Genomic DNA, 23,155 nt, shown 5'->3' on the forward strand with positions numbered 1-23,155 from the left:
GAGGTTGCGGCGGGGGCAGAAGAAAAAAATGGAGGGCGGCCGACGGCCGCCCTCCTACGACTTGCCTGCTCCCGCTTCCCCTACTTCACGGCGAGCACCAGGCTGTCCGATGGCGAGGCCCAGACGGGCCGGGCCTCGGCGAACCCGGAGGCGCGGAGGGTGGCGGCGTGCCACGCCACCGACGGCATGTCGCCGTCCGCGTGCTCGCCGTAGATCGCGAACCGCTCGGCGGTCGGCCCGGCGAGCACCGGGTCCTCGGCGGCCCGCGCCCACCAGGCGGCCCAGTCCAGGGCGCCGGCGGCCTTGGCCCGGTCCATGGCGGTGTGCCGGTGGGCGCGTTCGGCGGCGTTGATGCGGGGCGTGTCCGTGTCGATCATGTGGTCGGCGTTCATGAACACCCCGCCCTCCCCGACCAGACCGCCGATCTGTCCGTAGAGCGCGGCGAGTGGCTCGCTGTGCAGCCAGTGCAGGGCGGTCGCGGTGAGGACGGCGTCGTACGTGTCGTGCGGCAGCTTCGCCGTCCAGCCGGGGTCCTTGAGGTCCGCGGTGACGAACGTGACCCGCTCGTCGCCGTCGAAGGTGCCCCGGGCGATGGCGAGCAGCGCGGGGTCGAGGTCGACGCCGGTGCTGGTGGCCTTCGGGAACCGGCGCAGCAGCCGGTCCGTAATACTTCCCGTACCGCACGCGAGGTCGAGCACCCGCGGTTCGGGGCCGGTGAAGGCCTCGACCATGTCGAGCATGACCCGGAAGCGCTCCTCACGGTCGGGCATGTACCACTCCTGCTGCCGGTCCCAGCTCTCCTGCCAGGCCCGCCAGTCGGCGCCCGTCGCTGTCTCCGTCACCCGAATCCCTCCCATGTAATACCCTGGACCCACAACAGCCCATTACTTCATCGCAGCATCGACCCTAGACCGACGCCGTAAGGACTACAAGTGGAACTGGCCTATTACTCGGACTACGCCGTGCGCCTGGTCAACACCGAGGAGCCGGCCCGCAACAAGGACGCCCTCACCTCGGTCGACGCGGTGCGCGAGCTGTTCGGCGCCAATGGGCAGGCGGCACGACGGGCGACCGACGCCGATGTGACACGTTTCCGGTCGGTACGGGCGCGGCTGCGCGCCGTCTTCGAGGCGGCCGACACCGGCGACGAGACCCTCGCGGTCGACCTGCTCAACTCGCTGCTGCTGGAGTTCCCGGTCAGCCCGCAGATCTCCGGGCACGACTTCCGGGACGCGGACGGAAAGCCGGACTGGCACATGCACCTGGCCGACCATCCGTCCAACGCCACGGCGGGCTACACCGCCATCGCGGCGATGGGCCTCGCCTTCCACCTCACCTCGTACGGCGTGGACCGGCTCGGTCTGTGCGAGGCGGCGCCGTGCCGCAACGCCTACCTCGACACCTCGACGAACCGGTCCCGCCGCTACTGCTCGGACCGCTGCGCGACCCGCGCCAACGTGGCCGCCTACCGGGCCCGCAAGCGCCTGGAGACCGAGCGCGCCGCCGACACCGGCCGCAGCGCGGAGAACGCCCAGGCCACCACCCCGCGCACCGAGCGCTGATCCTTCGTCAGCGGGCGGTAGCGGGCCCGTACCCGGGCGAGCACCAGTTCCTCGGGCACCGTCCCGTAGTCCGTGCTGTCACCGCCGGCGAAGCTGTTGTCACCGAGCACCCACCAGCCGCCGGCCCGCCGCTCCACGGCCCGCTTGACCACCAGCAGATCCTGCTGGAACGGATGGCGCAGAATCACCACGTCACCGGGGCGCACCGGCGCCCCGTACTGCACGAGCAGCCAGTCCCCGTGGTAGAGCGTGGGCACCATCGAGGGCCCCGTCACCTCCACCACCTGGAACGGCACACGCGCCGCCAGCCCCCGCGCGGGCTGCTCATCGGTCAGCTCCGGCACCTCCGGCACCTCCCGCATCTCTCCGGCACCTCCCCGGTCCGTCCTGTACACCGTCCCTCCCAGGGTTCCGTACATTCGGCCACTGGTCCCATCCTCACCCCGGACTTTTGGCCTAAGCCCCTGGGGGCACCCGCAAATTCAGGCTTCTCACGGAGTAATGTCCCACCTGAGAAGACGATCACGAGGAAGGACAGCTCCATGCTTTCCCGCCTGTTTGCCCCCAAGGTGAAGGTCAGCGCCCACTGCGACCTCCCCTGCGGCGTGTACGACCCGGCCCAGGCCCGCATCGAGGCGGAGTCCGTCAAGGCCGTGCAGGAGAAGTACCAGGCCAACGAGGATGCGGACTTCCGCACCCGCGCCATCCTGATCAAGGAGCAGCGCGCCGAGCTCGCGAAGCACCACGTCTCGGTGCTCTGGAGCGACTACTTCAAGCCCCCGCACTTCGAGAAGTACCCGGAGCTGCACCAGCTGGTCAACGACACCCTGAAGGCGCTCTCCGCGGCCAAGGGCTCGAACGACCCGGCTACGGGCCAGAAGGCGCTGGACCTGATCGCCCAGATCGACAAGATCTTCTGGGAGACCAAGAAGGCCTGATCTCCGGTGGGCCCGGCCGGCCCGTGCGTGCACGGGTCACGCCACCCATCCGACCGCACCCGGTCCTGACGGACCGGGTGCGGTCTTCTTTTGTGTTCCGGCCCCCCGCCCCCTCAGGCCGCCGCCCGCTCCCCCGGCGCGCGGCGGCGCAACGTCTTCTCGGTCAGGGACCTCGGGGGGAGGGCCGTGGCCGGGTTGTAGAGGTTCGTGCCCGGGGGCACGATCTCGTCGATGCGGTCGAGGGCCGCGTCGTCCAGGGTGAGGGCGGCGCCCGAGAGCAGGTCCTCCAGTTGGTGGAGCGTGCGCGGGCCGAGGATGGCCGAGGTGACCGCGGGGTGGGTCACGGTGAAGGCCACGGCGAGTTGCGGGAGGGTGCAGCCGATGTCCCCGGCCAGGTCGATCAGCTGTTCCACGGCGTCGAGTTTGGCCGCGTTGCCGGCGATCGCGGGGTCGAAGAAGGCCGGGCGGATCGCGGCGCGGCCGCTGTCCAGGTCGACCGGGCGGTCCTTGCGGTGCTTGCCGGTGAGGAAGCCGAAGGCCAGCGGGCTCCAGGTCAGGACCCCCATGCCGTGGCGCGCGCAGGCGGGCAGCAGTGCGGTCTCGATGCCGCGGGCCAGGACCGAGTAGGGCGGCTGGGCGGTGCGGAAGCGGCCGAGGGCGCGGCGTTCGGAGACGTGGTGGGCCTCGACGATCTCGTCGGCCTGGTAGTTGGAGCAGCCGAAGGCGCGGATCCTGCCTTCGCGCACGAGGTCGGTGAGCACCCCGAGCGTCTCCTCGATGTCGGTGCTGTGGTCGGGGAAGTGGACCTGGTAGAGGTCGATCCACTCGGTGTCCAGCCGCCGGAGGCTGTCCTCGACCGCCTTGAGGATCCAGCGCCGCGAGTTGCCGCCCCAGTTGGGGCCCTCGCCCATCGCGAAGTGCACCTTGGTGGCGAGGACGACGTCGTCCCGGCGCCCCCGCAGCGCCTTGCCCACGATCTCCTCCGACTCGCCCCGGCCGTACATGTCGGCGGTGTCGACGAAGTTGATCCCCCGGTCCAGGGCCGCGTGGATGATGCGGACGCAGTCCTCGTGGTCGGAGTTGAAGCCCTTCTGGAACATCATGGTCCCGAGGCAGTGGGTACTGACCTCGATGCCGGTTCTGCCGAGTGTGCGATAGCGCATGGTGGTGTGCCCCTTGCCGAGTGGACCGGGTCGGTCACGGGGGACCCTAGGAGCTGGACCCGGCTCTAGGTCAACCGCCGTTTACGCTGGCCCGCATGGCTGAGATCACCGCGAGTCTGAGCATCGGGCAGGTCGCCGAGCGCACCGGGCTGAGCGTCCACGCACTGCGCTTCTACGAGAGCGAGGGGCTCTTCCTCCGCCCCGTGCGGCGCCTGGCCGGCGGGCGCCGCGTCTACAGCGAGGACGACGTGGACTGGCTGACCGTCTGCATCATCCTGCGCGCCTCCGACATGCCCCTGCCCGTGCTCCGCAGGTACACCGAACTCGTCAGGGAGGGCGCGGGCAACGAGCGGGAGCGGCTCGCGCTGATGCGGGAGCACCAGGCGCGCGTCGCCGCCCGGATCGCGGGGCTCACCGAATCCCTGGACCTGATCAACTTCAAGACCGGGGTGTACGAGGACCTCGTCGACCAGGGCGGCGACGCCGCTCACGAGTGTCACGCCGGGTGATCCGTCCGCCGCCGGGCGAGGAACGTACCGGCGAGCAGCGCCCCGGCCAGGACCAGCGCGGAGTTGACCAGGACCGCGACCGAGACTCCGGACAGCACACCCTGCGGACCGGTGTCGCCGAGCGCGGTCATCCGGGCGGTGGCGACGGCGCTCATGACCGGGATGCCGAGGGTGATGCCGACCTGCTGGGTCATGGTGGCGAGGCCCGTGGCCAGGCCCTGTTCCTCGTCGGGGAGACCGGAGGTCGCGGTGACCATGAAGCCGACGATCATCAGCATGTTGCCGACGCCCCCGACGAACGTGGCGGCGAGCAGGAGCCGGATCCAGCCGCCGGAGGTGCCGAGCGCCACCAGGGAGAGCGTGGCGAGCGCCTGGACGACGCCGCCGGTGACGATGGTCGCGCGGGTGCCGTAACGGCCCACCGCGCGCCCGCCGAGGGTGCCGCCGAGCACCGTGCCGATGCCGAGGACGCCGAAGGCCAGCCCGGTGGCGAGCGGCGAGTAGCCGAGGACTTCCTGGAGATAGAGCGTCAGCAGGAAGACCAGCGAGGTCTCGGTGACGAAGGCGATCAGCCCGGTGGCGTTGCCCCAGATGACGCTGCGCCGCCTGAGGATGTGTACGGGGACGAGCGGCGCGGCCGCCCTCTTCTCGACGAACCAGAAGCCGATGAGCAGGGCGAGGCGAGGCCCGCGAGGAGCGCGGCCAGGGTGGTGGGCGTGGTCCAGCCGGTCGCGCCCGCCTGGGTCAGCCCGTAGACCAGGAGCAGGAGGCCGCCGGTGACGGTCGCGGCTCCGGGGACGTCGAGCCGGGGGCGCGCGGCCGGGCGCGAGTCGGTGACGACGGACGGGGCCAGGGCGACGACGAGCGCGGCGACGGGGACGTTGACGAAGAAGGCCCAGCGCCAGGAGAGCAGGTCGGTGAGGAGTCCGCCGAGGATCGCGCCGGCGGTGAACCCGGCGGACATCAGGGCGCCGTTGAGGCCCAGGGCGCGTTCGCGCAGCGGTCCCTCCTTGAAGGCCGTGGTGAGCAGGGCGAGTCCGGCCGGGGTGACGGCCGCGGTGGCAAGGCCCTGGAGGACCCGGGCGGTGAGCAGGACCTCGGGGGAGGTCGCGAGTCCGCCGAGGGCCGAGGAGAGGCCGAGCACGGCCATGCCTCCGATGAACAGGCGCTTGCGGCCGACGAGGTCCGCGATCCGGCCGAACAGGAGCGTGAACCCGGCGGCGGCCAGGGCGAACGCGGTGGCGATCCACTGGAGGTCGCGCAGCGCGAAACCGAGTCCCTCGCCGACGACGGGCAGCGCGACGTTCAGGATGGAGAAGTCCGCGGCGATCATGAACTGGGCGCCGAGGAGCAGGGCGAGGACGGTCTTCTGCCGGCCGGTCATCCGGGGTGCGGGCGGCCGTTCGGGGGCGGTACCGGCGGTACGGGAAGGGGTGCTGCTGGGCGCGGACATGGTCGGCCTCCTCGGACAGAACGCTTTAATGGTTCTGTGGTTCCGTTAAGATGGGACGACCGTAGCAGAGCAGGGCGCATTAATGGAACTGGAGACCCGTTATGACATCCGAGAACGTGGAACCCGGCACCGTCCGGCCCGGTGGGCGCACCGCCCGGGTCAGGGAGTCCGTGCTGCGCGCGGCGGGTGACGCACTGGCCGAACACGGCTTCGACCGCCTCGACCTCGCCGATGTCGCGCGCCGCGCGGAGGTCGGCAAGACGACCGTCTACCGGCGCTGGTCCACCCCGACCGGCCTGATCGCGGACCTGCTCGACGACATGGCGGAGCAGTCCTCGCCGCGCAGCCGCACCGGTTCGCTGGACGAGGATCTGAGGGCCAACGCCCGGCTCGTGCTGAAGACGCTCACCGACCCGCGCCAGGGCGCCCTGTTCCGGTCCGTGATCGCGGCGGCGACCTGCGACCCGCGCACCGCGCAGGCGCTGCACCGCTTCTACGCGATCCGCATCGAGGAGTGGGCCGGCTGTGTCACCGAGGCCGTCGAGCGCGGGGAGGCCCCCGCAGGCACCGATCCGCACGAGGTGGTCCGTGCCGTCTCGGCGCCGCTCTACTACCGCCTGCTCGCCAGCGGCGACCCGCTCGACGAGGCCGCCGCCGACCGCGCAGCCCTGGCCGCGACGGTCGCGGCGAAGGCGGGCGCGTACGTGCGCTGAGCCCCGCTCAGCCCTCCCGCAGCGCCCGCAGCCGGGCCGCCCAGGGGTGTTGCGCGCCCTGCGCCAGGGTGATCGTCTCGGTCAGCCAGGACCGCGCGTCCTCGTCGAGAACCGGCAGCGCCGCCTCGAAGTCCCGCTCGTCCTTGGCCCGCCGGGACCGGGACTTGTAGAGCAGCTGCACCTCGGGGGCGACGTAGGGCATCCCGTCCCCGGAGACCCGGCCGAGCCGGTCCAGCGGGAGGCGGATCCGGGGGTCGCGGCGGAACACCCAGTCCCCGCCCGCCACGTCGTCGAGCATGAACTGCACCCGCCACGGCTCGTCCGGGCCCGGCCGGCACCAGAGGTCGTGGACCCCGGCGGGCAGGATCTCGCCGGGGCGCCAGGGCCGCAGCGTGCCGGGCGGATCGGCCGCCCACCACTCCCAGTCCGGCAGGACGCGCTGGATCGCCTGCTGGTCGCGGCGCAGCAGCAGTACGTCGATGTCGCCGTGGTCCCGGAAGGCGCGGCCGACGGCCAGCTCGATCGCGTACCCGCCGGCGATCCACCACGGCGTGCCCAGCGGGGCGAGCAGCCGGACGGCCTCGGCCGGCGGCGGTGGGTCCCAGGGGCCCCACGGTGTTTCCGTGCGCACGGCCGTCAGCCCGGCAGGAGGAGGTGGCGGCAGCTGTCGGGGTGTTCGCGCAGATAGCCGGCCAGGCTCTTGGCGGGCCGGCCGGTGAGCCTCGGCACGGCGTCCGAGACGGTGGCCATCTCGCCGGTCGCGATGGCCTCGTACGAGGTCACCCAGCCCGCCACCTCCCAGTCGGGGGCGCCGTATCCGGACCGTGAGGCGTACGCCTCCTCCCGGGTCTCCGGCACATAGGTGACGGTCCGTCCGGTGGCCCGGCTCAGCTCCTCGGCCGCCTCGGCGAGGGTGAACGCCTCGGGGCCCGTCAGGTCGTACGTCCGCCCGTCGTGGGAGGGGCCCGTGGGGTCGGTGTCCGCGAGCAGCACGGCGGTCGCGGCGTCGGCGATGTCCTCGTGCGCCACCGCCGCCACCCGGCCGTCGCCGGCCGGCCCGCGCAGCACGCCGTCGGCGCCGGTCATCGCGGGGATGCCCGCGAGGTACCAGCTGTCGCGCAGGAAGGTGTGGCGGACCTCGGTGGTACGGATGTGCGCCTCGGTGTCCCAGTGGTCCCGGGCGAAGGTGAACGTGGCATCGGGCGCGGCCCCGACGAAGGAGACGTAGACGATCCGCTCGACGCCCGCGGCGACCGCCGCGTCCACGGCCGTCACATGCTCGCGCACCCGGTCGGGGCTCTCGTGGGCCGAGACGAGGAACAGGGTGTGCGCCCCGGCCAGGGCGCGGCGCATGGCCTCGCCGTCGCCGTACGGGGCGGGCGGCGCGGGGTCGGCGCCTGGCAGCTCGGGCAGCCGGGAGGGGTCCCGGCCCAGGAGCCGCACGGGGACTCCGGCGCGGGTAAGCCGCCTCGCGACCCGGCCGCCCAGCGCCCCGCTCGCGCCGGTGACGGCGATGAGGGGGTGGGGGTCTGCCGCGGAACCGGTGGTGCTCATTCGGGGTCGCCTTCCTTGTGTGGCCAGGGGCGCACGTCCACGACCGCCTCGACGGGAACCGGTCCGTAGATGTGCGGGAACTCCTCGCCGCCGGGCGCGGCCGGCTCGTACCGTACGGGCGCCGGCAGCCGGTCCGTGTCGATGACCAGCACCACCAGGTCGTGGTCGCCGGCGCCGTACAGCATCCTGGCCACACCGGGGAGCTGGTGCGGCAGCGAGCAGTGGATGAAGCCCTCTTCGCTCAGGGTGCGGCCGCGGGTGGACATCTCGTATGTCCCGGTCCCGCGGGCCGCCTCCCACAGTGGGCGTTCGGTGAGGTGCAGCAGTTCGGCCATGGGGCCCAAACTAGTGCGGACGGGGCGTCAGCCGCGCCTGCGCGTCCTGCGGGCCAGCATCGTTGCCGCCGATCCCGCGACGAGCAGCGCCGCCGCGATCCCGCCGATCACCCATTCGCCGCCGCGCGAACCGGTGTCCGGGAGCTCTCCCCCGGGGTGCGGTCGGTGCGGCCAGGAATGGGTGGGGGCGGGCGTGGGCTCGGGGCCGGGGGTCGTCTGCGACGGGGACGGTCCGGGCGAGTCCGTGGGCGTGGGTGTGGGGGTGTCCGTCGGCGTCGGCGTGGGCGAGTCCGTCGGGGTGGGGGTCGGGGTGGGCGAGTCGGTGGGGGTCGGGGTCGGCGACGGCTCGTCGCAGCCGGGCAGGTCGCCGTCGAACGGGTAGGCGTGCATCTCCTGGCCGCCCGACGCGCCCTCCGAGGTGTGGGTCAGCGAACCGGCCGTGTAGAAGCGGCCGTTGGCACCACTCATCGCCAGGGTGGTGGTGCTCGCCTGCTGCCCGAGCAGCACGCTGCCCTGGAACTGGCCGGTGCCCTTCAGCCCGACCGCGGTGGCGTCGGGGAAGTTCCACATCAGGTGCTCGCGAAGGCCGGACTGCGGCAGCGAGCCCATGTAGGTGCTGATGGTGCGGGTGTCGCCGTAGACGTTGACCAGGACGGTCGCGCCGTCCGGGATGCCCCGGAACACGATGCCCTGCTGGCCGCCCGCGGCCGTGGCCAGGTCGGCGTCGACGGCGAAGACCTGGAGGGCGGAGGTGCCGTCGCCGGTGAAGACGGTCTCGGAGCCGGAGTTCTCCGTCGTGCCGGTCACCGGACGCCGGTGGTCCGCGTTGTCGTCGTACGCGTAGCAGTGGCTGGCCGCCGTCAGCTGGTCGCGCAGCGCGGTGTACGGAGCGGTGGCGCCGGCGTCGTGGACGGTGGTGGGGATCACCGTCCCGCTGAGGCCCTGGGCGTAGCGCACCACCCCGCTGTTGAGCCCTTCCTCGGCCAGCAGCCGCTTTCCGCTCTGGACGGTCAGATCGCCGCCCACGGTCAGATAGTCCGAGCCGTCGGGCGGCGGGACCCGCGATCCCACGCCGGCGACACCGACGTTGTAGATCTGCGAGGCCCCCTCGCGCTTCATCATGTCGAACCGCCCGAGGGTGACGATCTTCCCCTCGGCCTCGGCGGCGGCCTCCCGGACGAGATAGTCGCCGCCGACGAAGATGTTGATGTTGCTGTCGTGATGGGTGACAGGGCCGTTGTTCGGGTCCGGCCAGGTCGCCGGGCAGTCGTCGCCGAGGCACGGACCGAGACCGCCGGGCAGCGGGTCGGCGGCAGCGGTGGGCGCGAGAACCCCCACCATGGCCGCCGCTGCCGCCACCGTCACCGCCACGCGGCGCGTTGTGCCGCTTCTGCGCGTATTCGTTCCCATACAGCGCAATATGCAGCTTTACTCAGGATTCACTGGCCGTGCCACGCCGGTGGGACGGCGCCCGTCCGCCGACTGCCCCTCAGCCGGCCAGCAGCTTCGCCTCCGTCTGCGGATCGATGCCCTTCAGGGGCCGGTCGGGCCGCTGCGGGGCCTCACCGCCCAGTGCGCACAGCCATGCCCAGGTGTCGGCGACCGTCTCCTCGACCGGACGGCAGCGCAGCCCCGCCGCGTGGGCCCGGCTGACATCGCCCTGGTGCAGGGTGTCGTACAGCTCCCCCGGCGGCAGCCAGACCGGCAGGTCCGTCCAGGGCTCGACCCCCGCCGCCAGGATGCGGTCCGTGTCGGTCCAGCGCAGCTCGGCGTCCGAACCGGTGACCCGTACGCAGGCTTCGAGGAACTCCCCCATCGTCGTGTGCCCCGGCCGGCTGACCAGGTTGTACGGGCCGTGCAGCCCGCGCTCCGCCGCGTCGAGCAGCCAGCCGGCGAGGTCGCGCACATCGATGTACTGGAGGTCCAGGTCCGGCGTTCCGGGTGCGAGCACGGGGCCGCCCCGGGCTATCCGGCCGAGCCACCACGGCAGCCGGCCGACGTTCTCCAGGGGGCCGATGATCAGCCCCGCGCGGGCCAGCAGCGCCCGGTCGCCGAAGGCGTCCAGCGCCGCGAGCTCACCGCCCCGCTTGGCCAGCGCGTACGGCTGGTCGTCACCGGCGTCGGGCGAGGCGCCCGCCACCAGCGGGCCGTCCTCGGGCAGCCCGGCCGGCGCGGGGTAGTCGTACACGGACCGGCTGGAGACGTACGTGTAGCGGGCCGCCCGGTCCGCCAGCAGCCGGGCCGCGTCGCGCACGGCCGAGGGCGCGCCGCTCCAGGTGTCGACGACCAGGTCCCAGGCGAGGCCGCCGCCGTCCGGCTCCCCGGCCTCCGCCAGTACGGCCGGGCCGCCGGGCGCGGTGCGGTCGCCCAGCAGTTCGGCCGCGCCGGGCGGGGGCGCGTGATGGCCCCGGTGGAACACCGTGACCTCCCAGCCGCGCGCGAGCGCGGCCTCGGTGACGGACCGGCCGACGAACTGCGTACCACCCAGCATCAGAAGCCTCATGTCACCGACTCTGCCCGCTCACGGCCCGGTCCGGACCGTTCCTCGCTTCTGGCGGAATCCACCACGGGCGAACGGGAATCGGGAACTCGCGGAGCCCCGTCCAGGAGGCTTCAGGCGCGGGCCAGCGGGCTGCGGTGGCGCAGCAGCCACTGGTGGTATCCGGCCGCCTGCCGCGCCGCCTCCCGGTAGGCGGCCTCCAGATCCCCGTACACCGCCGCCATGTCGGCGCCCGGCCGGGAGACCAGCAGCAGCCGGACCGCGAGCGGGTCGTCGCGCAGCGGGCGGATCGCCATGTCGTCGCGCGGGCCCGAGGTCGGCTGGCACGGCGCCACCGCCTCGCCGAGGACGACGAGGGACGCCGCGGTGAGGTAGTCGCCGTGCAGCACGGGCGGCGCGACCCCGGCCGCGCCGAACACCCGGCGCAGCCCGTCCCATTCACCGTCCACGGTGGGGTCGACCATCCACCGGTCGGCGGCCAGGTCGTGCAGGTCGACGACGGGCAGCGCGGCGGCCGGGTGGTCCCGGGCCATGGAGATGAACTGCGGTTCGCGGTCCAGGAGTACGCGCTGTTCCAGCCCGTCCGGGACGGACAGCGGGCTGCCCTCCACCTCGTGCACGAAGGCGACGTCGAGCCGGTCCGCCTCGACCGCGCGCAGCAGCGCGTGCGCCGACACATCGACCCGCAGCGAGATGTCCGTACCGGGCAGCCGGAGCCGCAGCCGGCGCAGCCAGCCGCCGATGACCCGGCTGGCGGTGCTGCCGATCCGCAGGCGCGGCCCTTCGGCCCGGGCGGCTTCGGCCTCCGCCTTCGCGTCGGTGACCAGGGCACTCATGCCGTCGACGAGGGGGCGGGCCCGGCTCAGGACGGCGCGGCCGAGCAGGGTGGGACGGCAGCCGGTGCGCCCGCGGCTGAACAGTTCGGCGCCGAGCGTGTTCTCGATCCGGCGCAGCTGGGTGGTGAGCGAGGGCTGGCTCACGCCGAGTCTTCGGGCCGCCCGGTGCAGACTTCCGGTGTCGGCGATGGCGCACAGCGCCCTGAGGTGCCTCACCTCAAGCTCCATGCTGCCGAGAGTAGGGCGGCCGGCCCACCCGCACCAGACGACCCAACCCCACCAAAGCCCTGCAATTACCCGGCTGTTGGGGCGCCGGACAGCGCGCGGACGTCCGGCGGGGACTCGCGGGTGATAGGGCGGCGCTATCGCAGGTTGACATCATCCGCCCGGTCCCGGATTCCCCGACACTCTCTCCGTACCGTCCCCGTCCGAGTCCGATCATCGGACGGGTTCCCTGACAGGTAACTGGTAGGAGACCCCCCACATGAGACACCCCAGGACCGTCATGTCGGCCGTGATCGGCCTCGGCTTCGGGCTCGCCGCCGCCCTCGGCACCGCCCCCGCCCTCGCCACCGCCGCGCCTGCCGCCGCCCCCACCTCGGCATCCGCGCACGTGGCGTACACCTCGCACGCCGGATCGCACGAGAGCGAGGCGTCGAACAAGGCCTTCTTCGAGGCGGTCGCGAAGTCCGTCGCCGAGAAGCGCGCCGCCAACCCGGGCGTGCAGGCCGTCACCATCGTCTACAGCACGGCCAACGCCCCGAGCTTCCGCACCCAGATAGCCAACAGCGCGCAGATCTGGAACAGCTCGGTCTCCAACGTCCGGCTCCAGGAGGGCTCGAACGCCGACTTCTCGTACTACGAGGGCAACGACCCGAGTGGCTCGTACGCGAGCACGGACGGGCACGGCAACGGCTACATCTTCCTGGACTACGCGCAGAACCAGCAGTACGACTCGACCCGCGTCACGACCCATGAGACCGGACACGTCCTCGGTCTTCCGGACCACTACTCGGGCCCGTGCAGCGAGCTGATGTCGGGCGGCGGCCCCGGCCCGTCCTGCACCAACCCCTACCCGGACTCCAACGAGCGCAGCCGGGTGAACTCCCTCTGGCAGAACGGCTTCGCGGCGGCTCTCGCCCGTAGCGGTTCCTGATCCCTCCGGTGGGCCGCCTCGCAGGACGGGGTGGCCCACCGGCCTTCAGCCGGCGCCGAACTCGGTACGGACGAGGGTCAGCAGTTCGTCCGCCGACATCCCGAGCCCACGGGCCTCCCCGACCGTCTCGCGCACCCGCTCCAGCAGCCGGGCGCGGTGCGGGGAGGCGGCGGCCGCGACGACCGCGCCACGCCCCCGGCGCAGTTCGATCAGCCCCTCCTCGCGCAGCCGCTGGTAGCCGCGCAGCACCGTGTGCACATTGACGCCGAGCGATTCGGCCAGGACCCGGGCGGCGGGCAGCCGTTCCCCGGGGAGCGCCGCACCGTCGGCGACGGCGCGGCGCACGCACGCCGCGATCTGGTCGCCGAGCGGCACGGTGGAGGTGGGATCCACCCGGAAGAGCATGGTCATTTGTCCGTTCGGTGCTGGTCGATCAGGGTGTTGAGGAGCGCGGCACCGGTCGCGGAGTCGTCGACGGTCACGGCGAAGTCCCGGCCGCCTGCCAGCCGGGCCACGATGCCCTCGCCCGAACGGATCATGACACCGGTGCGCCCGGGACGGATCCGGTAGCCCCAGCCGCCGTACTCGGCGAGCGGGCTGATGTCGCGGCTGGTGGCCGCCTCTATCCGGTCGAGCGGGACCCGGACGCGCGGCCAGGGCAGCATCCCGGAGACGGTGATGCCGCGCCGGTCGACGGTCACGTACGGGCGGGCGAAGCTCGCCAGGAGCAGGCCGACGACGAGGGCCGGCAGGGCGGAGACCCAGCCCGCGGTGAACAGCAGGGCGACACCGGCGCCCAGCACCACGAGCGCGGCGAGCGGCGTCCACCACGTCCCGGCGCCGCGCGCCCATCCGGCGACCTCGCCGGCGGCGAGCTCGATCCGCTCCCCCTCCTCCGCCGCCGCACCCGTCCCGCCCGTCTCGGGTACGGGGGCCAGTGCGGCGAGCAGCAGCCCCAGGCCGAAGGCGAGGGCGGCCGCTCCCGCGGCCGCGGCCAGGTGCCACATCGGGAACGAGACGTCCTGGGCCCGGCCCTGGGCGTCCTCGGCGGCGTCCACGTTGATGAGCAGGACGACCGCCATGAGGTAGCCGAGGAATCCGGCCACGGCGTAACCGGAGGCCAGCACCTTGCGATGGGCCGGGCCCGGGAAGGCGCCCTTGCCCGCCATCAGCGTCCAGAGCAGCCCCATTCCGGCGAGCAGCAGCGTGGTGACGACGACGTACGAGGTCTGTCCGGCGTGGTCGTCCACCCTGCCGTTGCCCACGAAGTGGCTGGCCAGCTGGGCGGGCAGCCGGTCACGGCGTACGGCGAAGAGGATCAGGTCGACGGCGAGGGCGAGCAGGAACGGCAGCGCGGCGAGGGCCGTGCGGCCGGTGTTCTTCCGGTTCATGAAAACCTCCATTGTTCGCATGCTAGTAGAACAACGGAGGCGCGGCAACGAAACAGCCCGCCCAGGGCCGGGCGGGCTGTGTGCTGTCGGTGTGCGGTGCCGTCAGATGTGCGATTCTGCGGGGCTGTTGCCGTCAGGCCGTTTCGAGCGGGAAGGCGCCCCGGTGGCCGGTGCCCGCGCCCTCGGCCGGGCGTGGCTCGAACTCGCGGCAGCTCCAGACCTCCTGGACGAAGCCGCTGCGCCGGTCCCACAGATCCAGGACGTCGTCCTCGCCGGCGGTGCCCCGGTAGGCCTCCTTGGCGCCCCGGAAGCAGGCGAGTCCGCCGGAGAGCCCGCGGCCGGGCGCCGGGAAGTAGTCCGAGAAGGCGCAGGCGATGCACGTCCGGAGCCGGACGCCCGGCGGCAGCGCCCGCTGGATCGTGGCGAGCGCGGACCCGAAGTCGCTCTCGGCCCGGTGGGACCGGAAGGCCGCCCCGCCGAACTGCAGCTCCAGGTAGAGATACGGATCAGGCCTGCGCAGCGACAGCAGGCAGCTGAGGGTCGCCTGATGGGCCGTCCCGTCCGCGTTCACCGGGAACGGCAGGTCCCACTCCAGGACGCAGTCGTTGAGCGCCCCTTCGGCGAGGGTGAACATCCCGCTCTCGGGCGGTGTGCCGGCCACCGGGACGAGGGCGTCGAAGCTCTCGCCCTCGAAGTCCACGCCCCTGATGCGCAGGCGGAGTTGCTGTCCGTCGGTGGTGAGGATGACGGCATCGGAGCCCTGTCGGTCCCGGTACCACCCTGCCCACGACTCATCTGTCATGGGCACGGACTGTAGCCCGTGCCTCGGACACCGCCGGTGCCGCCCTCGGTTTATCCGGGCGGCCCCTGTGACCTCGACCGATGAGCGGTGCGGCCTCGGCCGATCGCGCACGAGGGCGGCCCCGCCCCGCCCGTCCGCCCTCGACCGGCGTACTACTGGATGCCGAGGCCGTACGAACGCGGCGGGGCCGCCCTCTCCCCTCCTGCCTTTGCCTCCTTCCCCGCTCAGTGCGTCCGGCGGGTGACGAACTCCGCGAGGGCCAGCAGGTCCCCCGCGGCGGACAGGTCGGGCACGGCCCGGGACAGATGGTGCACCGCACGCGCCATCCGGTCCGCCGCGCAGCTCTGTGCCCAGTCGCGGCCGCCGGCCCGGTCGACGGCCCCGGACGCGCGGCTCACCTCGGCCGCCGTGCTCATCGGGCCCCGGTAGAGGGCGGCGAGCTCCGCCGCTGCCGGGCCGCCCGCGGTGAGGGCGGCGACCACCGGCAGCGACTTCTTGTGGGCGCTGAGGTCGGCGCCGACCGGCTTCCCGGTCTGCGCCGGATCCCCCCAGATGCCGATCAGGTCGTCGATCAGCTGGAAGGCGAGCCCGGCCTCCCGGCCAAAGCCGTCCATGGCGCCGACGGCCCGCTCCTCGACGCCCGCGTAGAGGGCGCCCAGCGCGCAGGCACAGCCGAGCAGCGCCCCGGTCTTCGCCGTGGCCATGGTGAGGCACTCGTCGAGCGTGACCTCGTCCGGGCCGCGTTCCTCGAAGGCACAGTCGGCCTGCTGGCCCGCGCACAGCTCGATGACACAGGTCGAGAGCCGGGCCGAGGCGCGGGAGGAGACCGGCCGGGCGTCCTCCGCGAGGATGCGCTGGGCGAGCGCCAGCATGGCGTCGCCCGCGATCACCGCGTCCGGGACGCCGAAGACGGTCCAGGCCGTGGCCCGGTGGCGGCGGGTGCGGTCCTCGTCGATGACGTCGTCGTGCAGCAGGGTGAAGTTGTGGGCCAGCTCCACGGCGACGGCGGCCGGCACGGCGTCCTCGGGGTCACCGCCGAGCGCCCGGGCGGCGGCCAGGACGAGCGCGGGCCTGATCGCCTTGCCCGCTCCGCCCGCGGCCGGGCTTCCGTCGGCGTGCTCCCAGCCGAAGTGGTACATCGCGACGCGCCGGATCGATCCGGGCAGGGAGGCCACCGCGGCGCGCAGGTGGGGATCGACGAGGGTCCGGGTGTACTCCAGAAGCGCCGCGGCCTCGTTGCCCTCGGTCGCGGCATCTGTGCGGGTCATGGTCAATCGGTCACCCCGGTCGTTGCCGTCCCGGCCGCCGGTCGCTCGCGCGCCGGGCCGGGGACGTGGGTGGTTGCTGGGTTGCTGTGGTCGCGCACGCTGCGGCACGGGGCCCGGACCTCGCCGGTCCGGGCCCCGGAACTCACCGCCAGCGGCTGACCTCGACGTTCTCCAGGACACCGAGGGCGTCCGGGACCAGGACGGCCGCGGAGTAGTAGGCCGTCACGAGGTAGGAGATGATCGCCTGCTCGTCGATGCCCATGAAGCGGACCGACAGGCTGGGCTCGATCTCGTCCGGGATACCGGTCTGCTGGAGGCCGATGACGCCCTGCTCGGCCTCGCCGGTCCTCATGCAGATGATCGACGTGGTGCGGGCGTCGGTGACCGGGATCTTGTTGGACGGGAAGATCGGGACCCCGCGCCAGGCCGGCACATGGTGTCCGCCGATGTCCACGCTCTCGGGCACCAGACCGCGCCTGTTGCACTCACGGCCGAAGGCCGCGATGGCGCGCGGGTGGGCCAGGAAGAGCTTGGACCCGCGCCGGCGCGAGAGCAGCTCGTCCATGTCGTCGGGGCTGGGCACCCCGTCGTGCGGCTGGAGCCGCTGGCCGTAGTCGCAGTTGTTGAGCAGGCCGAACTCGCGGTTGTTGATCAGCTCGTGCTCCTGGCGCTCGCGCAGCGCCTCGACCGTGAGCCGCAACTGCTGCTCGGTCTGGTTCATCGGCTGGTTGTAGAGGTCCGCGACGCGGCTGTGGACCTTCAGGACGGTCTGGGCCACGCTCAGTTCGTACTCGCGGGGCGCCGCGTCGTAGTCCACATAGGTGTGCGGCACGACCGCTTCGCCGACATGGCCCGCGGAGAGGTCGATCTCCGCCTCGCCGTACTTGTTGGTGCGCTGGTGCGGGATGGCCAGCAGCCCGGCGAGATGGGAGCGCAGCGAGTCGGCGCGCTCGGCGAGGTTGAGCACATCGGCCCGCCTCAGCGTGAGCACCGTGCACGCGGTGACGGCGCGGGCCGTGTACTCCCACAGCGCGTCGCCCTCGATCAGGGAGTGGTCGCCGAAGTAGGCCCCGTCCGCATGGACCCCGAGCACCGTCTCGTCCCCGTAGGGGCCGGTGCCGATCTTCTCCACCTTGCCGTGCGCCAGCAGGAAGACCCGGTCCGCCGCCTCACCGGCCGTGGCCAGGAGCTGCCCGGCGGGAATGTCGCGCTGCTCGCACCGCCTGGCCAGTTCGGCGAGGACCTCCTCGTCCCCGAAGTCCCTCAGCGCGGGGAGTTCACCGAGCTCGGCGGGGATCACGGAGACCCGGTCCCCGGTCTGCACGAACGTCACCCGGCCGTCCCCGACCGAGTAGCTCAGCCGGCGGTTCACCCGGTATGTGCCGCCCTGCACCTGCACCCACGGGAGCATCTTCAGCAGCCACCGCGAGGTGATCTCCTGCATCTGCGGAGCGGACTTGGTGGTCGTCGCGAGGTTCCGCGCGGCTGCCGTGCCAAGACTCTGCTGCGGCGGCACCTGCGCGTTCTGAACCTCTTCACCAACGGACATCTGACGTCCTCTCAATTCATCGGCTGACCTGCGAGAAGAAGCCTTTCAGCAGGAGGACGGGGCACGCCATTACACAAAAGAGTGTGACTAATCGGGCTTTGGGCTGGGCACCACGCTGCGCGATCCCTGTGAGGTACGGCCCGATCCGCCGTCCGCCTGCGGCCGCCCCCGGCCGTTGTCCGGGGAGTTGACCGGATCGGCTCGCACAGCACCCGAACAAGGCACCGGAGTTGTCCCATAACTGGTCCGGGGTCCCCCGCGTCGGGTACATCGTCTGGAAGAGCTGTACGGACCACTCCCCCCACGCACCGAAGGAGCCGGCCATGTCCTCACCCATGTCCGCGAGCGCGTTCCTCGCCGCCCTGAAGAAGGAGGGGCTCACCGTCGTCCAGGTGGGCGACTGGCGCACCCACAACCGCAACCACAAGGGCGCCTGGGGCCCCGTCAACGGCGTGATGATCCATCACACGGTGACCAAGGGGACCGATGCCACCGTCCGCATCTGCCGGGACGGCTATCCCGACCTCCCGGGCCCCCTGTGCCACGGCGTCATCGCCAAGGACGGCCGGGTCCACCTCGTCGGCTACGGGCGCGCCAACCACGCGGGGCTCGGCGACGACGACGTCCTGCGCGCGGTCGTGGCCGAGAAGCGCCTGCCCTCGGACAACGAGGCCAACACCGACGGGAACCGGCACTTCTACGGCTTCGAGTGCGAGAACCTCGGCGACGGCAAGGACCCCTGGCCGGACGTCCAGCTGGAGGCCATCGAGAAGGCGGCGGCCGCCGTCTGCCGCCACCACAAGTGGAACTCCCGCTCGGTCATCGGGCACCTGGAGTGGCAGCCCGGCAAGGTCGACCCGCGCGGGTTCTCGATGACCTCCATGCGCGCCCGGATCCACGACCGCCTGAAGTAGCCGGGCCCGGCGCCCGCCCCGGCCGCGTCCACAATGGAGGCATGTCCTCCACGCCCTTCGACGCCCCCGGCCCCTCCCGGCTGCGGCCGGTGCTCCCGTCGCCCCTGCGGCCGGCCGAGGACGAGCGCTTCGCCCGTCACGGCGTGACGCTGCTGCTCAAGCGCGACGACCTGATCCACCCGGAGCTGCCGGGCAACAAGTGGCGCAAACTCGCCCCGAACCTGCGCGCGGCGGCCGGGCGCCCCGTGCTGACCTTCGGCGGGGCGTACTCCAGCCATCTGCGGGCCACGGCGGCGGCAGGGCGGCTGCTGGGATTTCGCACCATCGGCGTCGTGCGCGGCGACGAGCTCGCGCACCGCCCCCTGAACCCCTCGCTCGCCCGGTGCGCGGCCGACGGCATGCGGCTGCACTTCGTGGACCGGGGGACCTACCGCGCCAAGACCGATCCCGGGGTCCTGGCGGGGCTGCTGAGCGTCCACGGGGAGTGCGAGGTGATCCCGGAGGGCGGGAGCAACGCCCTGGCCGCACAGGGCTGCACAGCGCTCGGGGAGGAGCTGCGCGGCGCGGTGGACGTGGCTGCGGTGGCCTGCGGCACCGGCGGCACCCTCGCCGGGCTCGCCGCCGGGCTGGGCCCGGGGCAGCGCGCCCTGGGCGTCCCGGTCCTGCGCGGCGGCTTCCTGGGCGACGCGGTGCGGAAGCTGCAGCGGGAGGCGTTCGGCGGCCCGGCCGGCGACTGGTCGCTGGAGGAGCGCTTCCACTTCGGCGGCTACGCCCGTACCACCCCCGCGCTGCACGCCTTCGCGGACGACTTCGAGGACCGCCACGGGCTGCCGGTCGAGCGGCTCTATGTGGCCAAACTGCTCTACGCGCTCACCGAGCTGGCCGGTGAGGGCGCCTTCCCCGCCGGCACCACCGTCGCGGCCGTGGTCACCGGACGGCCTGACGCCCCCGCCGGGGATCAGCCGTCCGACTCCTCCCGGTAGGCCGCCGCCTCCTCCAGGTCGAGGCGGCGCAGCAGGGTCCGCATCATCTCGTCGTCGATCCTGCGCTCGTCCCGCAGCCGCACGAAGACCTCGCGCTCGGCCTCGATCATCTCGCCGGCCAGCCGCCGGTAGGTGTCGTCCGCCGACTCCCCCGTCACCGGGTTGGCCGCGCCGAGCCGCTCCCACACCGCGTTGCGGCGGCGCTCCAGGACGGTGCGCAGCCGGTCCGTGAGCGGCTGGGGCAGACAGTTGCGCTCGTCGGTGAGCAGGTCCTCCAGGCGCGCCTCGGCGGCCGTGGACGCCTCGCTCTGGGCCTGCGCCTCGGCCAGCGTCTCCGCCTGCCGGTCGCGGCCCGGGAGCTTCAGGACACGCACCAGGAGCGGCAGGGTGAGCCCCTGGACGACCAGGGTGCCGATGACCGTGGTGAACGTCAGGAACAGCACCAGGTTGCGGGCCGGGAAGTCCTCCCCGTCGGTCATGACCAGCGGGATGGAGAAGGCGATGGCGAGCGAGACGACCCCGCGCATCCCGGCCCAGCCGACGATCAGCGGCGCGGTCCAGTCGGTCTCGGTCTCGCGCTCCCTGATGCGCCGCGACAGCCACCGGGGCAGATAGGTCGCCGGATAGACCCAGACGAAGCGGACCACGACGACGGCGAGGAACACGGCCACCGCGTACCAGAGGGCGTCCGCGACGGCGTACGTACCGAGCCCCTTCAGCACGAAGGGCAGCTGGAGGCCGATCAGGGCGAAGACGGCGGACTCCAGGATGAAGGCGACCATCTTCCAGACCGCCGCCTCCTGGAGCCGGGTGGCGAAGTCGACCTGCCAGGAGCGGTGCCCCAGGTAGAGCGCGACGACGACCACGGCGAGCACCCCGGAGGCGTGCACCCGCTCGGCCGCCGCGTACGCCACGAACGGGATCAGGAGCGACAGGGTGTTCTGGAGCAGGGGCTCCTTGAGGTGGGTGCGCAGCCAGTGCAGCGGCACCATGAGCACCAGGCCGACGCCGACGCCGCCGACCGAGGCGAGGAAGAACTCGCCGATCCCCGCGCCCCAGCTCATCCCCTCGCCCACGGCGGCGGCGAGTGCCACCTTGTAGGCGGTGATCGCGGTGGCGTCGTTCACCAGGGACTCGCCCTGGAGGATCGTCGTGACCCGGGCGGGCAGCCCGACCCGGCGGGCGATGGCCGCCGCCGTGACGGCGTCCGGCGGGGCGATCACGGCGCCCAGCACCAGGGCCGCGGTGAGCGGCAGATCGGGCACCAGCCGGTAGGCCAGCCACCCCACCGCGACGGTCGCGAACAGCACATAGCCGACCGAGAGGAGCGCCACGGGCCGCAGATTGGCCCGCAGGTCGAGGTAGGAGCTGTCGACTGCGGCCGTGTACAGAAGGGGCGGCAGCAGCAGCGGCAGCACGATGTGGGCGTCCAGCGTGTACGTCGGCACCCCCGGCACGTACGAGCCGATCAGCCCCATGGCCACCAGCAGAAGGGGGGCCGGCACCGGCGTGCGGCGGGCGAGCCCCGCCATCGCCGCACTGGCCGCGACCAGTGCCACCAGTGGCAATGCGTCCATCTCACGGTCCTCGCATCCGTCGTAACCTGGCCATCATGAGTGAGTGCCCGCATGTATCAGACCTGCCGCGCCCCGAGCCCGCGCCCCTCAGTGAGACCTGTCTCGAATGCCGGGCGGCCGGCACCCACCCCGTGCAGCTGCGACTCTGCCTGATCTGCGGCCATGTCGGCTGCTGTGATTCCTCACCCCTCCAGCACGCGACGGGGCACTTCAAGGAGACCGGTCACGCGGTGATGCGGAGCTTCGAGGCCGGCGAGAGCTGGCGCTGGTGCTTCGAGGACGGTTCGATCGTCTGACGCCTGGGTACGTCAAACCGGCGCCTGTTGTTCGTAATTGACCGCCGCAGACCTCTAGCCACCGTGTGTGCTCATGGGCTTACCATGAGTGACAGTCGCAGGGCGGGGTCCCGGCGACACGGCATCATGGATCGCGATAGCGTCGCCGGACCAAGAACCGAAGACGTACCGCATGGCTCCGGGCACTCTTCCCGGATCCTCGAATGAGTTTGTGCCACCTTGGAGGTGAGGGTGTCCCAGATCGCAGGCGAGCCCGGGAATCAGGACTTCGTAGAGGTCCGGCTGCCCGCTGCGGGTGCCTACCTGTCGGTGCTGCGTACGGCCACGGCCGGCCTCGCAGCGCGCTTGGACTTCACTCTCGACGAGATCGAGGATCTTCGCATCGCGGTCGACGAGGCGTGCGCGATCCTGCTTCAGCAGGCCGTGCCCGGCTCCGTCCTCAGCTGCGTGTTCCGCCTCGTCGACGATTCACTCGAGGTGACGGTGTCGGCCCCGACGACGGACGGCCGGGCCCCGGAGCGCGACACCTTCGCCTGGACGGTGCTCTCCGCACTGGCCGGAAAGGTCGACTCCTCGGTCGCCGACGACCGTACGGTCAGCATCAGCCTGTACAAACAGCGCGGCGCGGGACCCGGGCCGGCGTGAGCAACGGGAACGGGGACGGTCCTGTGCGGGACGAGACGATCCGACCAGGGGTGGTGCGCGCGGCGGGCATCCCGGAACAGCAGGCCCTGCCTCATCCGGTGGACGGGGACGACCTGCCCCGTGCGGTGGACGGGGCGGAGGGGCCCGCTGGCCTTACGGTCGTGGTGGAGCAGTCGCAGGCGGAGCGGGCAGGCCAGATGAGCGAGCACGGGCACCACGATCCACACGACCGCAGCGGGGCGCGGGCGTTGTTCATCGAGCTGGGCAAGCTCCCCGACGGCTCCCCCGAGAAGGCGGAGCTGCGCAACCGGCTGGTGCGGATGCACCTGCCGCTGGTGGAGCACCTGGCCCGCCGCTTCCGCAACCGCGGCGAGCCGCTGGACGACCTGACCCAGGTCGCCACCATCGGGCTGATCAAGTCGGTGGACCGGTTCGACCCGGAGCGCGGCGTCGAGTTCTCGACGTACGCGACGCCCACGGTGGTCGGCGAGATCAAGCGCCACTTCCGCGACAAGGGCTGGGCGGTGCGGGTGCCCCGCCGGCTCCAGGAACTGCGGCTGTCGCTGACCACGGCGACCGCGGAGCTCTCCCAGCAGCACGGCCGCTCGCCGACGGTGCACGAGCTGGCGGAGCGGCTCGGCATCTCCGAGGAAGAGGTCCTGGAGGGCCTGGAATCGGCCAATGCATACAGCACGCTCTCGCTGGACGTGCCGGACACGGACGACGAGTCGCCCGCGGTCGCGGACACGCTGGGTTCCGAGGACGAGGCGCTGGAGGGCGTCGAGTACCGGGAGTCGCTCAAGCCGCTGCTGGAGGACCTGCCGCCCCGGGAGAAGCGGATTCTGCTGCTCCGGTTCTTCGGCAACATGACCCAGTCGCAGATCGCGCAGGAGGTCGGCATCTCGCAGATGCACGTCTCGCGCCTGCTGGCCCGCACGCTGGCGCAGCTGCGCGAGCGGCTGCTCGTCGAGGAGTAGGCGGCCCGGGGGCGGCGACCGCGGACGCCCCCGG

General features: G+C 72.5%; 26 protein-coding genes and 1 pseudogene. 10 read left to right on the forward strand and 17 right to left on the reverse strand.

Annotation, left to right across the window (positions count from 1 at the left end; all coding sequences use genetic code 11):
• Positions 1-80 precede the first annotated feature (80 nt).
• Entirely contained in the window at positions 81-857 is a 777-nt protein-coding gene (locus RLT58_RS11400; protein ID WP_311310286.1) for a class I SAM-dependent methyltransferase, read from the reverse strand.
• 75 nt (positions 858-932) lie between these two features.
• Between RLT58_RS11400 and RLT58_RS11405 the strand changes: the two genes are divergently transcribed.
• Positions 933-1,562 (forward strand): CGNR zinc finger domain-containing protein, encoded by a 630-nt coding sequence (locus tag RLT58_RS11405; RefSeq protein ID WP_311310287.1) that lies wholly within the window; start codon positions 933-935, stop codon positions 1,560-1,562.
• Here the strand turns inward: RLT58_RS11405 and sodX are convergent.
• Positions 1,466-1,981 carry a nickel-type superoxide dismutase maturation protease gene (gene sodX, locus RLT58_RS11410; protein ID WP_399131333.1) on the reverse strand — a complete coding sequence of 172 codons (516 nt, stop codon included), beginning with the start codon at positions 1,979-1,981 and terminating at the stop codon, positions 1,466-1,468. The two genes, RLT58_RS11405 and sodX, sit on opposite strands and share 97 nt — an antisense overlap.
• A 123-nt stretch (positions 1,982-2,104) precedes the next feature.
• Between sodX and sodN the strand changes: the two genes are divergently transcribed.
• Entirely contained in the window at positions 2,105-2,500 is a 396-nt protein-coding gene (sodN, locus tag RLT58_RS11415; protein WP_136203216.1) for a superoxide dismutase, Ni, read from the forward strand.
• Positions 2,501-2,613: 113 nt separating this feature from the next.
• Here the strand turns inward: sodN and RLT58_RS11420 are convergent, their stop codons facing one another.
• Complete coding sequence (locus RLT58_RS11420; RefSeq protein WP_311310289.1) at positions 2,614-3,663, reverse strand: aldo/keto reductase; 1,050 nt, start codon at positions 3,661-3,663, stop codon at positions 2,614-2,616.
• A gap of 95 nt (positions 3,664-3,758) precedes the next feature.
• On the opposite strand from RLT58_RS11420, the gene RLT58_RS11425 reads away from it, so the two are divergent.
• Positions 3,759-4,172, forward strand: coding sequence for a MerR family transcriptional regulator (locus RLT58_RS11425; RefSeq protein WP_311310290.1), 414 nt, complete (start codon positions 3,759-3,761; stop codon positions 4,170-4,172).
• On the opposite strand, the gene RLT58_RS11430 is transcribed toward RLT58_RS11425, so the two are convergent.
• Positions 4,160-5,077 (reverse strand): MFS transporter, encoded by a 918-nt coding sequence (locus tag RLT58_RS11430; protein WP_311314481.1) that lies wholly within the window; start codon positions 5,075-5,077, stop codon positions 4,160-4,162. The genes RLT58_RS11425 and RLT58_RS11430 overlap by 13 nt on opposite strands.
• Positions 5,002-5,625 (reverse strand): annotated as a pseudogene (locus tag RLT58_RS11435) (MFS transporter); the annotation flags it as partial. The pseudogene RLT58_RS11435 and the gene RLT58_RS11430, both read right to left, overlap by 76 nt.
• 101 nt (positions 5,626-5,726) lie before the next feature.
• On the opposite strand from RLT58_RS11435, the gene RLT58_RS11440 reads away from it, so the two are divergent.
• On the forward strand, positions 5,727-6,338 hold the full coding sequence (locus RLT58_RS11440) for a TetR/AcrR family transcriptional regulator (protein ID WP_311310291.1): 612 nt from the start codon (positions 5,727-5,729) through the stop codon (positions 6,336-6,338).
• A gap of 7 nt (positions 6,339-6,345) precedes the next feature.
• Here the strand turns inward: RLT58_RS11440 and RLT58_RS11445 are convergent, their stop codons facing one another.
• From RLT58_RS11445 to RLT58_RS11470, 6 genes are all read right to left on the reverse strand, one after another.
• Positions 6,346-6,969 carry a nucleotidyltransferase domain-containing protein gene (locus RLT58_RS11445; RefSeq protein WP_311310292.1) on the reverse strand — a complete coding sequence of 208 codons (624 nt, stop codon included), beginning with the start codon at positions 6,967-6,969 and terminating at the stop codon, positions 6,346-6,348.
• 5 nt (positions 6,970-6,974) lie between these two features.
• Complete coding sequence (locus tag RLT58_RS11450; RefSeq protein ID WP_311310293.1) at positions 6,975-7,892, reverse strand: SDR family oxidoreductase; 918 nt, start codon at positions 7,890-7,892, stop codon at positions 6,975-6,977.
• Positions 7,889-8,227, reverse strand: coding sequence for a DUF952 domain-containing protein (locus RLT58_RS11455; RefSeq protein WP_311310294.1), 339 nt, complete (start codon positions 8,225-8,227; stop codon positions 7,889-7,891). The genes RLT58_RS11450 and RLT58_RS11455 overlap by 4 nt, the downstream gene beginning before the upstream one ends.
• A gap of 27 nt (positions 8,228-8,254) precedes the next feature.
• Positions 8,255-9,598 carry a choice-of-anchor A family protein gene (locus RLT58_RS11460; RefSeq protein ID WP_311310295.1) on the reverse strand — a complete coding sequence of 448 codons (1,344 nt, stop codon included), beginning with the start codon at positions 9,596-9,598 and terminating at the stop codon, positions 8,255-8,257.
• A 118-nt stretch (positions 9,599-9,716) separates the two neighbouring features.
• On the reverse strand, positions 9,717-10,718 hold the full coding sequence (locus tag RLT58_RS11465) for an NAD-dependent epimerase/dehydratase family protein (RefSeq protein ID WP_311314482.1): 1,002 nt from the start codon (positions 10,716-10,718) through the stop codon (positions 9,717-9,719).
• Positions 10,719-10,840: 122 nt separating this feature from the next.
• Positions 10,841-11,791, reverse strand: coding sequence for a LysR family transcriptional regulator (locus RLT58_RS11470; RefSeq protein ID WP_311310296.1), 951 nt, complete (start codon positions 11,789-11,791; stop codon positions 10,841-10,843).
• Positions 11,792-12,047: 256 nt separating this feature from the next.
• Between RLT58_RS11470 and snpA the strand changes: the two genes are divergently transcribed.
• Entirely contained in the window at positions 12,048-12,719 is a 672-nt protein-coding gene (snpA, locus tag RLT58_RS11475) for a snapalysin (RefSeq protein WP_311310297.1), read from the forward strand.
• 45 nt (positions 12,720-12,764) lie between these two features.
• On the opposite strand, the gene RLT58_RS11480 is transcribed toward snpA, so the two are convergent.
• The 5 genes from RLT58_RS11480 to RLT58_RS11500 all read right to left on the reverse strand — a co-directional run bounded on the left by RLT58_RS11480 (position 12,765) and on the right by RLT58_RS11500 (position 17,729).
• A complete protein-coding gene (locus RLT58_RS11480; RefSeq protein ID WP_311314483.1) occupies positions 12,765-13,124 on the reverse strand; it encodes a GntR family transcriptional regulator in 360 nt (119 codons plus the stop codon).
• A 2-nt stretch (positions 13,125-13,126) separates the two neighbouring features.
• Complete coding sequence (locus RLT58_RS11485) at positions 13,127-14,110, reverse strand: DUF1648 domain-containing protein (protein WP_311310298.1); 984 nt, start codon at positions 14,108-14,110, stop codon at positions 13,127-13,129.
• Between the two features lie 133 nt (positions 14,111-14,243).
• The gene (locus RLT58_RS11490; RefSeq protein ID WP_311310299.1) at positions 14,244-14,912 is read right to left on the reverse strand and encodes a DUF6304 family protein; all 669 of its coding nucleotides are present in this window, start codon (positions 14,910-14,912) and stop codon (positions 14,244-14,246) included.
• Positions 14,913-15,136: 224 nt separating this feature from the next.
• On the reverse strand, positions 15,137-16,180 hold the full coding sequence (locus RLT58_RS11495; RefSeq protein ID WP_311310300.1) for a family 2 encapsulin nanocompartment cargo protein polyprenyl transferase: 1,044 nt from the start codon (positions 16,178-16,180) through the stop codon (positions 15,137-15,139).
• A gap of 142 nt (positions 16,181-16,322) precedes the next feature.
• A complete protein-coding gene (locus RLT58_RS11500; protein ID WP_311310301.1) occupies positions 16,323-17,729 on the reverse strand; it encodes a family 2B encapsulin nanocompartment shell protein in 1,407 nt (468 codons plus the stop codon).
• Between the two features lie 323 nt (positions 17,730-18,052).
• On the opposite strand from RLT58_RS11500, the gene RLT58_RS11505 reads away from it, so the two are divergent.
• Together RLT58_RS11505 and RLT58_RS11510 are read left to right on the forward strand one after the other, a co-directional pair.
• Positions 18,053-18,643: an N-acetylmuramoyl-L-alanine amidase gene (locus RLT58_RS11505; RefSeq protein ID WP_311310302.1), complete on the forward strand. Its 591-nt coding sequence runs from the start codon at positions 18,053-18,055 to the stop codon at positions 18,641-18,643.
• A 41-nt stretch (positions 18,644-18,684) separates the two neighbouring features.
• Complete coding sequence (locus RLT58_RS11510) at positions 18,685-19,626, forward strand: 1-aminocyclopropane-1-carboxylate deaminase/D-cysteine desulfhydrase (RefSeq protein ID WP_311310303.1); 942 nt, start codon at positions 18,685-18,687, stop codon at positions 19,624-19,626.
• Here RLT58_RS11510 and RLT58_RS11515 read toward each other — a convergent pair.
• Positions 19,602-21,203: a Na+/H+ antiporter gene (locus RLT58_RS11515; RefSeq protein WP_311310304.1), complete on the reverse strand. Its 1,602-nt coding sequence runs from the start codon at positions 21,201-21,203 to the stop codon at positions 19,602-19,604. The genes RLT58_RS11510 and RLT58_RS11515 overlap by 25 nt on opposite strands.
• A gap of 35 nt (positions 21,204-21,238) precedes the next feature.
• On the opposite strand from RLT58_RS11515, the gene RLT58_RS11520 reads away from it, so the two are divergent.
• From RLT58_RS11520 to RLT58_RS11530, 3 genes are all read left to right on the forward strand, one after another.
• Positions 21,239-21,499, forward strand: coding sequence for a UBP-type zinc finger domain-containing protein (locus RLT58_RS11520; protein ID WP_311310305.1), 261 nt, complete (start codon positions 21,239-21,241; stop codon positions 21,497-21,499).
• Between the two features lie 231 nt (positions 21,500-21,730).
• A complete protein-coding gene (locus tag RLT58_RS11525) occupies positions 21,731-22,144 on the forward strand; it encodes an ATP-binding protein (protein WP_067163834.1) in 414 nt (137 codons plus the stop codon).
• Entirely contained in the window at positions 22,141-23,121 is a 981-nt protein-coding gene (locus RLT58_RS11530; protein ID WP_399131341.1) for an RNA polymerase sigma factor SigF, read from the forward strand. The genes RLT58_RS11525 and RLT58_RS11530 overlap by 4 nt, the downstream gene beginning before the upstream one ends.
• Positions 23,122-23,155 lie beyond the last annotated feature (34 nt).

It is taken from the genome of Streptomyces sp. ITFR-16 (assembly GCF_031844705.1).
Taxonomy (GTDB): Bacteria; Actinomycetota; Actinomycetes; order Streptomycetales; family Streptomycetaceae; genus Streptomyces.

Excerpts from the sequence above, each read along its gene's own strand:
- RLT58_RS11470 (WP_311310296.1), bottom strand. The coding sequence starts at position 11,791 with ATGGAGCTTGAGGTGAGGCACCTCAGGGCGCTGTGCGCCATCGCCGAC.
- RLT58_RS11465 (WP_311314482.1), bottom strand. The coding sequence starts at position 10,718 with ATGCTGGGTGGTACGCAGTTCGTCGGCCGGTCCGTCACCGAGGCCGCG.
- snpA (WP_311310297.1), top strand. The coding sequence starts at position 12,048 with ATGAGACACCCCAGGACCGTCATGTCGGCCGTGATCGGCCTCGGCTTC.
- RLT58_RS11510 (WP_311310303.1), top strand. The coding sequence starts at position 18,685 with ATGTCCTCCACGCCCTTCGACGCCCCCGGCCCCTCCCGGCTGCGGCCG.
- RLT58_RS11490 (WP_311310299.1), bottom strand. The coding sequence starts at position 14,912 with ATGACAGATGAGTCGTGGGCAGGGTGGTACCGGGACCGACAGGGCTCC.
- RLT58_RS11520 (WP_311310305.1), top strand. The coding sequence starts at position 21,239 with ATGAGTGAGTGCCCGCATGTATCAGACCTGCCGCGCCCCGAGCCCGCG.
- RLT58_RS11485 (WP_311310298.1), bottom strand. The coding sequence starts at position 14,110 with ATGAACCGGAAGAACACCGGCCGCACGGCCCTCGCCGCGCTGCCGTTC.
- RLT58_RS11450 (WP_311310293.1), bottom strand. The coding sequence starts at position 7,892 with ATGAGCACCACCGGTTCCGCGGCAGACCCCCACCCCCTCATCGCCGTC.
- RLT58_RS11500 (WP_311310301.1), bottom strand. The coding sequence starts at position 17,729 with ATGTCCGTTGGTGAAGAGGTTCAGAACGCGCAGGTGCCGCCGCAGCAG.
- RLT58_RS11480 (WP_311314483.1), bottom strand. The coding sequence starts at position 13,124 with ATGCTCTTCCGGGTGGATCCCACCTCCACCGTGCCGCTCGGCGACCAG.
- RLT58_RS11495 (WP_311310300.1), bottom strand. The coding sequence starts at position 16,180 with ATGACCCGCACAGATGCCGCGACCGAGGGCAACGAGGCCGCGGCGCTT.
- sodN (WP_136203216.1), top strand. The coding sequence starts at position 2,105 with ATGCTTTCCCGCCTGTTTGCCCCCAAGGTGAAGGTCAGCGCCCACTGC.
- RLT58_RS11420 (WP_311310289.1), bottom strand. The coding sequence starts at position 3,663 with ATGCGCTATCGCACACTCGGCAGAACCGGCATCGAGGTCAGTACCCAC.
- RLT58_RS11515 (WP_311310304.1), bottom strand. The coding sequence starts at position 21,203 with ATGGACGCATTGCCACTGGTGGCACTGGTCGCGGCCAGTGCGGCGATG.
- RLT58_RS11440 (WP_311310291.1), top strand. The coding sequence starts at position 5,727 with ATGACATCCGAGAACGTGGAACCCGGCACCGTCCGGCCCGGTGGGCGC.
- RLT58_RS11505 (WP_311310302.1), top strand. The coding sequence starts at position 18,053 with ATGTCCTCACCCATGTCCGCGAGCGCGTTCCTCGCCGCCCTGAAGAAG.
- RLT58_RS11425 (WP_311310290.1), top strand. The coding sequence starts at position 3,759 with ATGGCTGAGATCACCGCGAGTCTGAGCATCGGGCAGGTCGCCGAGCGC.
- RLT58_RS11455 (WP_311310294.1), bottom strand. The coding sequence starts at position 8,227 with ATGGCCGAACTGCTGCACCTCACCGAACGCCCACTGTGGGAGGCGGCC.
- sodX (WP_399131333.1), bottom strand. The coding sequence starts at position 1,981 with ATGTACGGAACCCTGGGAGGGACGGTGTACAGGACGGACCGGGGAGGT.
- RLT58_RS11400 (WP_311310286.1), bottom strand. The coding sequence starts at position 857 with ATGGGAGGGATTCGGGTGACGGAGACAGCGACGGGCGCCGACTGGCGG.